This is a genomic window from Bacillus cereus group sp. RP43, assembly GCF_040459645.1.
GTDB classification, from domain to species: Bacteria; Bacillota; Bacilli; order Bacillales; family Bacillaceae_G; genus Bacillus_A; species Bacillus_A mycoides_C.
The window spans coordinates 1,699,960-1,712,703 of sequence record NZ_JARVHQ010000001.1 but is presented as its reverse complement, the minus strand read 5'-3'; the positions used below and the strand labels follow the sequence as shown (position 1 = coordinate 1,712,703).

The window sequence follows — 12,744 nt, the reverse complement described above, 5'->3', positions numbered from 1 at the left end:
TATATCCCCCTTCTTAACTCGTTACATATATTTCTACTTTCTCTTCTTGAGGTACAACGCTATCGTATCCAAAACAAACAGGAGACCCATTATACGGATCAATCATGACACGTGCATCAATATGAAATACTTCTTTTAACACTTCATTTGTAATGATTTCTTCTGGGCTACCAGTTGTAACGATTTCCCCTTCCTTCATTGCAATAATTTCATCTGAAAACCTCGCTGCATGGTTAATATCATGTAGTACCATTACGACCGTACAATTATGCTCTTTGTTTAATTTTTCTACAATTTGTAATACATCTAATTGATGAGACATATCAAGATATGTAGTTGGTTCATCTAGTAGTAACACTTCTGTCTCTTGTGCTAACGCCATCGCTAGCCATACCTTTTGTCGTTGACCGCCTGATAAATTTGCAATTTGTCTCGTTCGAAATTCAGAAGTTTTCGTTATATCTAATGCCCAGTCAATCATCTCTTTATCTTTTGAAGTTAACTTATTTACATTATTTCGATGTGGATAACGTCCATAAGAAATTAATTCTTCTACTTTCAGCTCTCCTGGCGCAATTGGAGTTTGCGGGAGTAAAGCTAACTGCTTCGCAATTTCTTTCGTTGGAATTGTATTTAAATCCTGTCCTTGCAAATATACTTTACCGCTCTTTTGCTTTAAAATTCTTCCCATTGTTTTTAACAGTGTCGATTTACCGCACCCGTTTGGTCCTATAATTGTCGTTACTTTTCCTTCTTGTATTTCCACATTTAAATCGCGAAACACTGTAAGCTTTTCATAACTTGTTTCTAAATTTTTTGCACTTAAAATACTCACTTTTATTCCTCCTCTTACGCTTTCGCCTTATAAAGTAAATATAAGAAATAAGGTACACCGACAATAGAAATAACGATTCCAACTGGTAACTCTACAGGTGTGAAAACTGTTTTTGCAATAAAGTCTGAAGCAATTACAAGGAACATTCCGATTACTCCGCACGTAGGAATGATATGCTTATGCTGAATACCGACAAGTCGTTTCGCTATATGCGGTGCCATTAGCCCAATGAAACCAATACTTCCTGAAACAGCAACACATGCGCTCACAAGTCCAATACTACTTAGTAGTAAAATTGATTTCTCTCTTTCTACTGAAACACCTAAACTTGTAATACTCGTTTCTTCCAATTGAAATAAATCTAATAAATAAGCTTTCTTTTGTATGAGAGGAATTAATATAATAAGCCATGGCAACATAGCAATAATATATTTCCAGTTTGCATTATAAATACTTCCAGACACCCATACTGCAGCCATTTCAAAATCAGTTGACTTCATTTTGAGTGATAAGTACATAGAAAAGGCTCCAAATCCTGATCCAATCGCAATCCCTGTTAATAAAAGACGCTGCGAATCTAACTTACCGTTTTTCCAAGAAAACAGATAAATAATGATAGCTGCACCTAATCCGCCCACTAAACCAAACATTGGCATCATCATAATAGAAACCCAGTCTGTACTTTTTAATTGTCCTTGAAAGAAAAACATAAAAATAACGATGGCTGTTCCTGCTCCGGCATTTACGCCTAAAATACCTGGGTCCGCCAATCCATTTTTCGTAATCCCTTGAATTACAGCACCGGCAACGCCGAGACCTAATCCTACTAATCCAGCAATTACAATGCGCGGAAGACGAAACTCAAAAATAACTAAATCATGGTCTGGTACTGGATCTATTCTAAGGAGTGTTTTAAATACATCTGTAATCGTAATATCAAACGTACCATTCGTTAAACTAATGTAAATAGCACATAGTATTAAAAATATAATAATCCCCATCGTCATTCCAAAACGTTGACTTGAGCTTTTAAGCATGTCTCTCTCCTCCTCTTGTACGGATTAAATAAAGGAAGAAAGGAATTCCAATTAATGATGTTACGACTCCGATTGGCGTTTCAAATGGATAATTTACAAATCTACTTAAAACGTCACATAATGCTAAAAAAACGCCGCCAATAACGCCTGCACATGGTAAAATCCACTTATAATCTACCCCAATTATAAAGCGAGTAATGTGCGGAATAATTAAACCTACAAAGCCAACTTTCCCCACTAAAGCAACTGCAGTTCCTGTTAAAAAGATAACTGATAAAATAGCCATCGCTTTAACTAGTTTTGTACGCTGTCCTAGATTAATAGAAACTTCTTCTCCTAAAGAAAGAATAGTAATAGATTTTGATATTAACAGAGCTAAAACTATTCCAATTATCCCAAAAGGTATCGTGATTTTAATTATATTAGGATCGACTTGATCTAATTTTGCATTAAACCAAAAACTAACATTTTGAGAAATTTGGAAATATGAAGCCATTGCAGCAGATACACTGCTTAAAAATGTTCCAATAACTGTCCCTATAATTGCTAACCGAACTGGTGATAAGCCATTTTGAAGAAGCGAACCAAAACCAAACACAATACCGGCTCCGAGTGCAGAACCAATCATTGAACATAAAACCATGCCAATTGAGGACATTCCTGGAAGAAAAATCATACAAAGTGTAATAACAAAGGCTGCCCCATCCGTCACACCCATAATAGAAGGGGATGCAAGATAGTTTCTTGTCATCCCCTGCATAAGTGCTCCTGATATGGCTAGAAATGCTCCGACTAAAAGAGCTGCAACTACCCTTGGTAAACGTGAAGTAATAATAATATTATGATTTACATCGCTTGAATCAAAATGAAATAATGCGTTCCACACTGTTTCAGCATCAATACTTTTTGCCCCATACAAAATAGAAAGTATAACTGTAAATAAGATGAGTATGGGTGCTATACATAATATGGTTACTGGTACTGCATTTGTTTTCTGCATATCATTCAACGCACCTTACTTATTATATTATTTAGATAAATTTTTCACTGCTTCTTTTAAGAATGCTGTTTTACTCCAAGCAGTACCACCTTGTGCCATTGGATCAACAACGTTTACAAATACTTTCTTTTCTTTCGCAGCATTCATACTTTGCCAAATTGGATTGCTTTCAATTTCTTCTAGCACTTTCGGGTTTTTATTTTCACTTGCCTCATATTGTAAGAAAACATAATCCGGGTTAAGTTCAGCAAGTTTTTCAAATGAAATTTTCTCTTGTGCTTTTACAGTTTTCAATTGTTCTGGAGCTGTTAGTCCAAGATCTTTATAAATTACAGGGTTGAAGTACACTCCTTCTGGATATAAGAATAATTCGTTTGCTCTTAGTCTAATTACAAGGACTTTTTTGTCTTTTAACTTATCTCCTAATTTTGCTTTTGCTTTTTCAGCATCTGCATTGTAATCTTTAATAATTTTTTCTGCTTTATCTTTTTTACCAGTTAATTCTCCCATTAACTTTAAGTTATCTTCCCAATTTATTGAAACATGTGATACTGGGAATGTCGGAGCTACTTTCGTAAACTTTTCAGCTGTTTCTGCTGGGAATTTCGTACTTGATGTAATAACATCTGGTTTTAATTGCAGTAATGTTTCGAAATTTGGTTCCATTTTCTCACCAACAGATTTCGCACCTTCTAAATCTTTCTCAAGATACTTCGGTAATTTACCACCAACAGTAATGGCACCAACTGGTTTAATTCCAAGTACTGCTGCATCTTCCATTGACTCTAAACTTGCTGTCGCAATTTTATCTACTTTTGCTGGTACTGTATATTCTTTACCTAAATATGTAATTTTTCGTTTTTCATCTTTTTTTGTTTCCGTAGCTTTTGTCTGTTGCTTTTGTTCCCCTGAAGTTTTATCCGTACTATTACATGCTGCTAAACCTACACTTAAAACTGTAACCATCCCTAATGTAAATAACTTCTTGTTCATCTTTATATATCTCCTCTCAAAACCTGTAAATAGATTATTTTTATATGAAAACTTAACTACATGAAACTTGTTCCAAACATATATTTCATTAGATTAATAATTTTATCCGGAACTCATCCTCATTCACTTCCCCTAAACTATAATTCTTTTACACCTCAACCATTGATAATCCTTTTCAGTGATAATGATTATCGTTACTAAGTATATATTTAATATGCAATTATTTCAAGAATGATTTGAAAAATTTTAACAAACTGAATCAAAAAAGAAGTATCTCCCTAATATTAGGGAGATACTTCTTTTTTTAGAAATTTATATGTAATTCAACTGGACAATGGTCTGATCCCATCACTTCACTGTTAATTTTCGCCTCTGTTATTTTGTCTTTCATTCTTTCCGAGACAACAAAATAATCTAAACGCCATCCAATATTTTTTGCTCTCGCTCCCATACGATACGACCACCACGAGTATGCTCCTTCCTGATCAGGATAAAGGTAGCGATACGTATCAACAAATCTTTCTTCTAAAATACGTGTAAACTTCTCCCTCTCCTCATCAGAGAATCCAGGGTTTTTACGGTTACTTTTTGGATTTTTTAAATCTATTTCTTTATGCGCGACGTTTAAATCTCCACAAAAAACAACTGGTTTCTTTTCATCTAATCGCTTAATATAGGCCCTGAAATCATCTTCCCATTTCATTCTGTAATCTAAGCGTTCTAATCCACGTTTGGAGTTTGGTGTATATAACGTTATCATATAAAAATCTTCAAATTCTAAAGTAATGACTCGTCCTTCTTGATCATGTTCCTCAATTCCTAATCCGTATGTAACAGAAAGCGGTTCCTTTTTTGTAAAAATAGCCGTTCCTGAATATCCTTTTTTCACAGCATAATTCCAATATGTATAATATCCATCTAAATTTAAATCAATTTGTCCACTTTGTAATTTAATCTCTTGTAAACAAAATATATCTGCATTGGATTCTTCGAGATACTCTAAAAATCCACCCTTTGCAATAACTGCTCGCAAACCATTTACATTCCATGAAATTAACTTCACTTATAGTCCTCCTCTTGATGTTCACTTCCAAATTTCATGCTATCACAAAATAGAAAAAGAATCATATTTTCATCTTTGTAATCTTGCTCTTACATTTGTGAATACGTACATACGCACATGATTCAGGTTATACTAATTTCAGAGGTGATGATCTTTGCATAATGAAGGGTTTACGTTAACAAATGAGTATTGGCAAGCAATTATTCATAATGATTCTTCATATGATAACAAGTTCTTTTATGCTGTGAAATCAACCGGGATCTTTTGCCGGCCATCGTGTAAATCGAGAATACCGAATAAAAACAACGTGCGAATTTTTCTAAATGCAGAGCAAGCACTGCATGAACACTTTCGTCCGTGCAAACGTTGTAAACCAAATGGGATAATTTTACCTAATGAAGAGTGGGTAGAACAAATTAAAGACTATATCGAAAAACATTATGACGAAGCACTAACTCTCGGCCTACTTGCAGAAATGTGCCACGGTAGCCCTTTTCATTTACAACGCACTTTCAAAAGACTGATAGGAATAAGTCCCATAGAATATATACAGCAATTTAGGATTGTTAAAGCGGCAGAATATATTTCACATACAAATCAATCCGTTAAGGAAATTAGTACTGCTGTCGGGATAGAAAACACGGAGTATTTCGCAACTTTATTTAAAAAGAAAACCGGATTTACTCCTACTGAATATCGAAAAAAGAACAAAATGAAAGAGGGATACAATAATGAATTCCTATAAAAATAAATCTATATATTGGACGCTAATTACACATAAAAATTGGCGCTTGCATATTGCTGCAACTGAAAATGGACTATGTTTCATTGGATCTCAAGAAGAAAACTTTGAAGAACTAAATTTGTGGGCTAGAAAAAAACTGCCACAACATATATTGACTCGCAATCCAGATTACCTGCAAACATATACAAAAGAAGTTATCGAGTATTTAGAAAACAAGCTAGAAACTTTCACATTGCCTATTGATGCTTACGGAACTGAATTTCAATTATCTGTTTGGAATACGGTACGTGAAATTCCTTACGGAAAAACATATTCTTATTCAGAAATTGCAGAAAGAATTCAAAAACCTACAGCTGTACGTGCCGTTGCTTCTGCTATTGCTGCCAACCCACTTCTTATTACAATTCCTTGCCATCGCGTTATAGGAAAAGATGGAAAACTAACTGGTTTTAGAGGCGGATTAGAAATGAAGAAAGAATTGCTTACATTAGAAAAGTTACCGGTGGAATTCATATGACAGCAGAATATAATAGCACATTGACTTTAGCAGTTCCGAAAGAATTTAGTTTCCAAGAAAATTTACGCTATCTATCACGTTCTAACAATGAATGTATGTTTCATATTGAAGATAACAAAATTTATAAAGTCATCCCTGTTCAAGATGTAAATCCTTTTGTTGAAATTAGTATAAATACTGATGGCAATATTCAAATACGTTTTTTAGGAGAATCATATATCTCTAAAAAATGGATATGCGATGCTGTAGCTAACTATGTAAAAGAGTGGTTTGATTTAACTACGGATTTAGCTCCCTTTTATAAATTAGCAAAACATGATCCACTCCTTCAAGGTCCTATTCAAGAGTATTATGGGCTTCGCACATTAGGTATTCCAGATTTATTTGAAGCACTTTCCTGGGGAATTATCGGTCAACAAATTAACCTCACATATGCCTATACTCTAAAAAGAAGATTAGTCGAAAATTTTGGCAATTATGTAGAATGGAACGATAGAAAACATTGGATATTCCCCTCACCTGAAGTAATAGCAACTCTAAGTGTAGAAGATCTCGCATTATTAAAAATGACTACAAGAAAATGTGAATACTTAATTGACATCGCACAGCTCATTACAGAAGGTAAATTATCCAAGGAATCTCTATTACAAATACAAGATGTAAAGCAAGCTGAAAAACAATTAACTAGCATTCGCGGTATAGGGCCATGGACGGCTCACTATGTTTTGATGCGTTGTTTACGATTTCCTTCAGCTTTTCCAATTGATGATGTTGGTTTGCATAATGCAATTAAATTTATAACAGGTTCCGAAAAGAAACCGGCTAAAAATGAAATAAAAGAATTTGCAGCAAATTGGACAAGTTGGAAGTCTTACGCGACTTTTTATTTGTGGCGGGTGCTATATTAAAATTTCCTAATAAAAAATAGATAGGAAAACCTATCTATTTTTTATTATGTAAAAACTTCACACATACTGGTTCTGGAACATTTATGCCCGTCTGTACAAGCGTTAACTTACCTGTAAATTCATTCCTAGTAAATAAAGTCAATGTATTAGATTTTTCATTCGCAGCAATTAAAAATCTTTCGGTCGGATCTAAAGAAAAGTCACGTGGCCAATTACCTTCTGTCGATACTGTTTCAATAAAAGTTAGCTCCCCATTATGCTCGTTTACTCGAAAAACTACGATACTATTATGTCCTCTGTTTGCTGCGTAAACGAATTTGCCATCAGAAGAAATATAAATTGCACTTCCATAACTCTCTTCACTATACTCTTCAGGTAATGTCGAAATGTATTGTTTTTCCTTAAAACTGCCACTCTGTGCATCATATTGCAGTGCAATAATTTCTGAACTTAGTTCCGTCATAACGTATGCAAGATGTTTATTGGGATGGAATACAAGATGTCTCGGACCGCTACCAGGTTTAACAGATAAACAAGCAGCTTCCATTAATCCTCCATCACTTTCTTTATATGTAATCACCTTGTCTATTCCTAAATCAACTGCTACTACATATTTTTCATCAGGAGTGAAACTCGCATAATGAGCATGCGCCTTTTCCTGTCTTTCCTTATTCAGTCCTGAACCTTTATGTTCTACAATTGTCGTAGCAGTATTTATACTTCCACTACCCTTTTTCACTACATAAGATTCAACTGTTCCTTTATGATAATTCGCTGCTACTACTGTACTATTCTCTCGATCCACACTTAAATGACACGGCGATGCCCCTTCTAAAAGTTGTGTATTAATCAAATCTAGATTACCCGTTTTATTATGAATGGAAAAACTAGCAATTCCACCTAATCCATTATCTTTCGCAACAGAATAAAGGTACTCGTTGTTATGACTAATCGTTACATATGTTGGATTTCCTATATGAGCTGCTAATTCAATCCCTTTAATCTTTCCAATTTTCGTATCAAGTATAAATTTATAAATCCCCTTACTATCCGTCTTTGTATATGTCCCTATATAGCCATGATACTGATTTTCACTCATAACATTTCCCCCTTTTACACATGTCTTGTAAACAAGTTTCACCTTCTATTTTTTACTATAGAAAAGAACCAAGTAGTACTTCATTACTACTTGGTTCTCTTTTTAAGCTTGCTCTTCAAATCGTCTTGCGATTTCTACAATAACTTGAACAGCTTTTTCCATAGTATCTACCGAAACATATTCAAATTTACCGTGATAGTTTTCACCGCCAGTAAAAATGTTTGGTGTCGGTAATCCCATATATGATAATTGTGATCCATCTGTCCCGCCGCGAATTGGATGAATATTCGGTTCAATATTTAAACTTTTCATTGCCTCATACGCAATATCAACAATTTCTCTCACCGGTTCAATTTTTTCAAGCATATTATAATACTGATCATTCATCTCTAAAACGATTGCATCTTCGCCGTACTTTTCTTGCATATTTTTCACAATATCTTGGATGTTATTTTTACGCGCTTCAAAATGATTACGATCAAAATCTCGAATAATATAGTAAGCTTTACTTTGCTCAACATCACCATTTAAAGAAAGTAAATGATAAAACCCTTCATATCCCTCTGTATATTCTGGTGCTTCTTCTACTGGCAAGTACCTATCAAATTCCATAGCGAGTTTACTTGCATTGCGCATTTTATTTTTCGCTGTTCCAGGATGTGTATTTGTCCCTTTAAAAGTTAACTTAGCGCTTGCAGCGTTAAAACTTTCATATTCTAAACCACCTAATGGACCTCCGTCCATCGTATAGGCAAAGGATGCACCAAACGCTTCTACATCAAAATGCGATGGTCCACGGCCAATTTCTTCATCCGGTGTGAACGCTACTCTTATTTTCCCGTGTTTAATTTGCGGATTATGTATTAAATAATTCATTGCCACCATAATTTCTGTAAGACCAGCTTTATCATCTGCCCCAAGAAGTGTTGTACCATCAGTTGTAATAATTGTATGTCCTTTATATGATGGTAGTTCTGGGAACTGTTCTGGCGTTAGTACAACGTTTAACTCTTCATTTAACGTAATTGCTTTCCCATCAAAATTTTCATGAATTTGTGGTTTTACGTTTTTCCCTGTAAAGTCTGTCGCTGTGTCTAAATGTGCTAAAAAGCCGATTACAGGAACATCTTTATCTGTATTTGCAGGAAGTGTTGCCATTACATAACCATTACCATCCATCGTCACTTCTGACAATCCAATTTCTTTTAACTCTTCTACTAATAACTTACCAAATTCAATCTGTCCTGGTGTTGTTGGCACTGTATGACTTTCTTCATTTGATTGTGTATCAATCTTCACATATCTCGTAAATCTTTCAATAAGTTCTTGTTTCAAACTCGTTCACTCCTTTTTATATTTCTTTCTCTATTATAATCCTTTAAACGAAATATTTTAACTTTTTTGACTGTGAAGATGTATATTTCATGTACGTTGTTAACACTTTTAAAAAAACATAAAAAGACATAATATTTGTACATTAAAATTCTAACATGTAATATACATAATTATATTATGGGAGGTTTAAAAAATGAGACTAACTCTCTTTCGTTATTTTCTTTTTTTCTTAGGATTAATTTTCTTTGGGCTCGGAAACGCTCTTGCAGTCAAAGTTAAATTCCTCGGGTTACATCCTTGGGAAGTTTTAAATATGGCTCTCTATGAACGATTCGGATGGACACTTGGTACTTGGAGTGTTATATGCGGGTTATGCCTCGTACTTATTTCTTTACTAGTAGATCCAAAATATATAAACGTAGGCACATTTTTAAATGCATTGCTTATCGGCCCTATTATGGACTTTTTCTTACAATCAAACATCCTTCCAAACGCTACTGATTATTTATGGATAAATTTATTCATTTTGTTTTCTGGTATTGTAATTACAGGTATTGGGGGCGGTATGTACGTTGCGGCTGGAATTGGCGCTGGACCCCGCGATGGATTCATGCTTACTATTTCTGACAAAACTGGACTGTCTATTAGCCGGGCTCGAATCATTGTAGAATGCGTTGTACTAGTTATTGGATATATGCTAGGAGGTCCTGTTTTCATCGTAACTTTTCTATACACTTTTATTCAAAGTCCAATCTTTCAGCAATCATTTAAGATATTTCAAACACGCTTACATACTTTACATAACAAAAACAAAGAGCAAATTAATGAAAATATATAAAACATAACTTAATACCAATTACTCTTTTCATTAACTTTCTTACAAATAATTCACCCTATTTACGATTCCCACCGCAAATAGGGTGTTTCTTTTTTCATCCGATAATATATATTTAATTAAACATCAAGAGCATATACTACTCATTCACAATAAAAGTATATACATCATTATAAATACAACCATTTACCCTAATAACATACTTCCCAGGTTTACTAAAACTAATTGTGTATTTGTTTAACTGAATTTCTTCTTTATCTCCAGAAAGAACATCAATACTTCTACCACTCAATAAATAAGATTCACTTTGATTCAACGTTACATCAATAGCATTAAACTTGTCCTCTTTCACTTGCGATGTTTCCGCAGCACTTACACTTGGTTCTAAAAAAAGTAATCCACTTAATCCAATTGAACCCGCTAGAGCTACTCCTGCAAATTTTTTCATTTTTTTCATCATAATGACCCCCTTATAATTTTAATGTAAGGGTGATGTTTCCCCCTTACACCACAAAGCCTATATGTAAAGAAATGAAAAGTAAACGTGTACAGTAAGACAAAATTCTACATCTTTTTCTCCTATTGAATATAAATCCAGCGTTTGGAGTTTTGTCACATTTAAAATTGTTCCCCTAAACCAATTTTTCAATAAATTATTCAAAAGCTGAATAATTACTTATTTGATTTAACATTCTAAAAATAGTTGATAAAAACTATTTCTCTTCAAAAAAGAGTGTGTTTTAAAAGTAGTTTTTAAAACACACTCCATATAATCCATTTCACTTCTCTCTCCATAATCTCTCTACATTTATTAATTGCTCATCTTTAAATTCTAGCTTATATACGTCTGGCTTTGATGTATTCATTAAAAATTCAAGCCCATACTGGTTATCAAAATAGTTCATCATCAATGTCATTACAAGCCCATGTGTACCAACTACAATTTTATGTCCTTGAAAATCTATTAATATTTCTTTTAATATTTTCACGACTCTTCTCTGACAATCCACATACGACTCTCCTCCAGTTAGTGTGAAATCTGGATTAGAGAACATCTTCTTTACGAGTGGATACACTTCCTTATCTGATATAATCTTATCCTCACTTAAAAACCTACACTCTTTGAGATTTTCATATACTACTATTTCTTTTTCATGGAAATTAGCTGACTTTTCTATCGTTAACATAGCCCTCTTGTACGGACTTGAAATGAAAGTATCAATCCCCTCTGTTTTTAATATCTCAGTTACTTTATGAGCATCTAAAGTTCCCTTCTCAGTTAATCCACGTGTTCTTTCATCTCCTTCTAATTTTGGTGATTCACCATGCCTAACCATATAGATATATGTATTCATAAGTCCTCCTTGAAAATATTTATAAGTTAATTACTTATTTTAATCTCTGCCGTCTCAAAACTTGAGTACAATCAAAATATTAATTAATTCTTCTTTTAAACTATTTTATGAACTTTGCTAAACTGTTCGTCTAATCCATTCCCAAACTAAACTCTCAAATAGATCAGGCTGTTCAATTTGCAAATTATGTCCCGCCATATCTAACACCGCTAATGTTGCTCTTGGGTAATCTTCAATAATTCGTACAATATCTTGATAACCTACTGATATATCTTGTCTCCCAGCTAACAATAGAACTGGTTTCTCATATTTCTTACGATGAAAGTCTAAAGTAAGAGAATAATTCTTTTGTAATCTTTCAATAAATTCATTATTAGCAACATCTAGACCCGGCTTAATCTCTTCTTTGAATCGCTTATATGTATATTCATTCGCTACCACTGCTAATTCGCAAAATTCTTCCCTTTCGGTTGAAGTGAGCGTTTTTAAAAATTCCTCATCTCTTACAATTACCTGTTTATCTGGTAGAAGTCTTTTTCCTGTTTGTGCCACAACAACAGGACATACTAATAATAATCCATTAACCCTCTCAAACATCTTTGAAAGTATCCCTCTAGCTAAATATCCCCCGTATGATTCTCCTACCAATAAAAATTCTTCAGCAGAAATGATTTCCTCAATAAATGTGATAAGCACTTCTACTATACGATCTGAACTATTTATCCAATCTGGAGCATTCGATTTCCCCATGCCAGGTAAATCAATATAAATTCTTTGATAACCTTCATATTTCTGAAATACTGATTCCATACACCTCTTCATTAACCTATGGTCAGGAGCACAACCATGTATGATAATGACTGGTTTACCTTCTCCCACAATTTCATAGTATATTTCTGCGTCCTTAATCCGGCATATCATAAAAAAACCTCCCTATTTTTATATTTATCTTTAAAGACAACTGTCTCAAACCAACAGGAATATACGTTCTTATTTTATATCTTTTCATAACATTTTTTCAA

14 protein-coding genes are annotated in these 12,744 nt (G+C 33.8%); 4 read left to right on the top strand and 10 right to left on the bottom strand.

The features are described from left to right. Positions 1–13 precede the first annotated feature (13 nt). The 5 genes from QCI75_RS09015 to QCI75_RS08995 all read right to left on the bottom strand — a co-directional run bounded on the left by QCI75_RS09015 (position 14) and on the right by QCI75_RS08995 (position 4,928). Positions 14–835, bottom strand: a complete 822-nt coding sequence (locus tag QCI75_RS09015) for an ABC transporter ATP-binding protein (protein ID WP_144506887.1) — start codon at positions 833–835, stop codon at positions 14–16. Positions 836–849: 14 nt separating this feature from the next. After that, positions 850–1,872, bottom strand: a complete 1,023-nt coding sequence (locus QCI75_RS09010; RefSeq protein WP_353760304.1) for a FecCD family ABC transporter permease — start codon at positions 1,870–1,872, stop codon at positions 850–852. Continuing rightward, positions 1,865–2,872: a FecCD family ABC transporter permease gene (locus QCI75_RS09005; RefSeq protein ID WP_001173055.1), complete on the bottom strand. Its 1,008-nt coding sequence runs from the start codon at positions 2,870–2,872 to the stop codon at positions 1,865–1,867. The genes QCI75_RS09010 and QCI75_RS09005 overlap by 8 nt, the downstream gene beginning before the upstream one ends. Positions 2,873–2,899: 27 nt before the next feature. After that, on the bottom strand, positions 2,900–3,865 hold the full coding sequence (locus QCI75_RS09000; RefSeq protein WP_353760303.1) for an iron-hydroxamate ABC transporter substrate-binding protein: 966 nt from the start codon (positions 3,863–3,865) through the stop codon (positions 2,900–2,902). 304 nt (positions 3,866–4,169) lie between these two features. Next, positions 4,170–4,928, bottom strand: a complete 759-nt coding sequence (locus QCI75_RS08995) for an exodeoxyribonuclease III (RefSeq protein WP_199673935.1) — start codon at positions 4,926–4,928, stop codon at positions 4,170–4,172. Between the two features lie 154 nt (positions 4,929–5,082). Here QCI75_RS08995 and QCI75_RS08990 point away from each other — a divergent pair, with 154 nt between their 5' ends. From QCI75_RS08990 to QCI75_RS08980, 3 genes are read left to right on the top strand one after another with little or no spacing between them, the layout of a single operon-like run. Next, positions 5,083–5,673, top strand: a complete 591-nt coding sequence (locus QCI75_RS08990; protein ID WP_144506884.1) for a bifunctional transcriptional activator/DNA repair enzyme AdaA — start codon at positions 5,083–5,085, stop codon at positions 5,671–5,673. Continuing rightward, positions 5,660–6,190 carry a methylated-DNA--[protein]-cysteine S-methyltransferase gene (locus QCI75_RS08985; RefSeq protein ID WP_144506883.1) on the top strand — a complete coding sequence of 177 codons (531 nt, stop codon included), beginning with the start codon at positions 5,660–5,662 and terminating at the stop codon, positions 6,188–6,190. Before QCI75_RS08990 ends, QCI75_RS08985 begins: the two co-directional genes overlap by 14 nt. Further along, positions 6,187–7,098 (top strand): DNA-3-methyladenine glycosylase family protein, encoded by a 912-nt coding sequence (locus tag QCI75_RS08980; RefSeq protein WP_353760301.1) that lies wholly within the window; start codon positions 6,187–6,189, stop codon positions 7,096–7,098. Before QCI75_RS08985 ends, QCI75_RS08980 begins: the two co-directional genes overlap by 4 nt. 34 nt (positions 7,099–7,132) lie before the next feature. Here QCI75_RS08980 and QCI75_RS08975 read toward each other — a convergent pair whose 3' ends face one another. Both QCI75_RS08975 and pepT read right to left on the bottom strand, forming a co-directional pair. Next, positions 7,133–8,197, bottom strand: coding sequence for a lactonase family protein (locus QCI75_RS08975; RefSeq protein WP_353760300.1), 1,065 nt, complete (start codon positions 8,195–8,197; stop codon positions 7,133–7,135). 102 nt (positions 8,198–8,299) lie between these two features. Further along, complete coding sequence (gene pepT / locus QCI75_RS08970; protein ID WP_078172968.1) at positions 8,300–9,532, bottom strand: peptidase T; 1,233 nt, start codon at positions 9,530–9,532, stop codon at positions 8,300–8,302. Between the two features lie 193 nt (positions 9,533–9,725). Between pepT and QCI75_RS08965 the strand changes: the two genes are divergently transcribed. Then, on the top strand, positions 9,726–10,370 hold the full coding sequence (locus tag QCI75_RS08965; RefSeq protein WP_144506880.1) for a YczE/YyaS/YitT family protein: 645 nt from the start codon (positions 9,726–9,728) through the stop codon (positions 10,368–10,370). A gap of 136 nt (positions 10,371–10,506) precedes the next feature. On the opposite strand, the gene QCI75_RS08960 is transcribed toward QCI75_RS08965, so the two are convergent. From QCI75_RS08960 to QCI75_RS08950, 3 genes are all read right to left on the bottom strand, one after another. Beyond that, positions 10,507–10,824 (bottom strand): hypothetical protein, encoded by a 318-nt coding sequence (locus tag QCI75_RS08960; protein WP_144506879.1) that lies wholly within the window; start codon positions 10,822–10,824, stop codon positions 10,507–10,509. Between the two features lie 322 nt (positions 10,825–11,146). Further along, positions 11,147–11,722 carry a histidine phosphatase family protein gene (locus QCI75_RS08955; protein ID WP_144506878.1) on the bottom strand — a complete coding sequence of 192 codons (576 nt, stop codon included), beginning with the start codon at positions 11,720–11,722 and terminating at the stop codon, positions 11,147–11,149. Positions 11,723–11,839: 117 nt separating this feature from the next. Continuing rightward, positions 11,840–12,643, bottom strand: coding sequence for an alpha/beta fold hydrolase (locus QCI75_RS08950; RefSeq protein ID WP_144506877.1), 804 nt, complete (start codon positions 12,641–12,643; stop codon positions 11,840–11,842). Positions 12,644–12,744 lie beyond the last annotated feature (101 nt).

Coding starts and splice junctions, on each gene's coding strand:
- QCI75_RS08960 (WP_144506879.1), bottom strand. CDS start 10,824: ATGAAAAAAATGAAAAAATTTGCAGGAGTAGCTCTAGCGGGTTCAATT.
- QCI75_RS09005 (WP_001173055.1), bottom strand. CDS start 2,872: ATGCAGAAAACAAATGCAGTACCAGTAACCATATTATGTATAGCACCC.
- QCI75_RS09010 (WP_353760304.1), bottom strand. CDS start 1,872: ATGCTTAAAAGCTCAAGTCAACGTTTTGGAATGACGATGGGGATTATT.
- QCI75_RS08980 (WP_353760301.1), top strand. CDS start 6,187: ATGACAGCAGAATATAATAGCACATTGACTTTAGCAGTTCCGAAAGAA.
- QCI75_RS08975 (WP_353760300.1), bottom strand. CDS start 8,197: ATGAGTGAAAATCAGTATCATGGCTATATAGGGACATATACAAAGACG.
- QCI75_RS08985 (WP_144506883.1), top strand. CDS start 5,660: ATGAATTCCTATAAAAATAAATCTATATATTGGACGCTAATTACACAT.
- QCI75_RS09000 (WP_353760303.1), bottom strand. CDS start 3,865: ATGAACAAGAAGTTATTTACATTAGGGATGGTTACAGTTTTAAGTGTA.
- QCI75_RS08965 (WP_144506880.1), top strand. CDS start 9,726: ATGAGACTAACTCTCTTTCGTTATTTTCTTTTTTTCTTAGGATTAATT.
- QCI75_RS08955 (WP_144506878.1), bottom strand. CDS start 11,722: ATGAATACATATATCTATATGGTTAGGCATGGTGAATCACCAAAATTA.
- QCI75_RS08950 (WP_144506877.1), bottom strand. CDS start 12,643: ATGATATGCCGGATTAAGGACGCAGAAATATACTATGAAATTGTGGGA.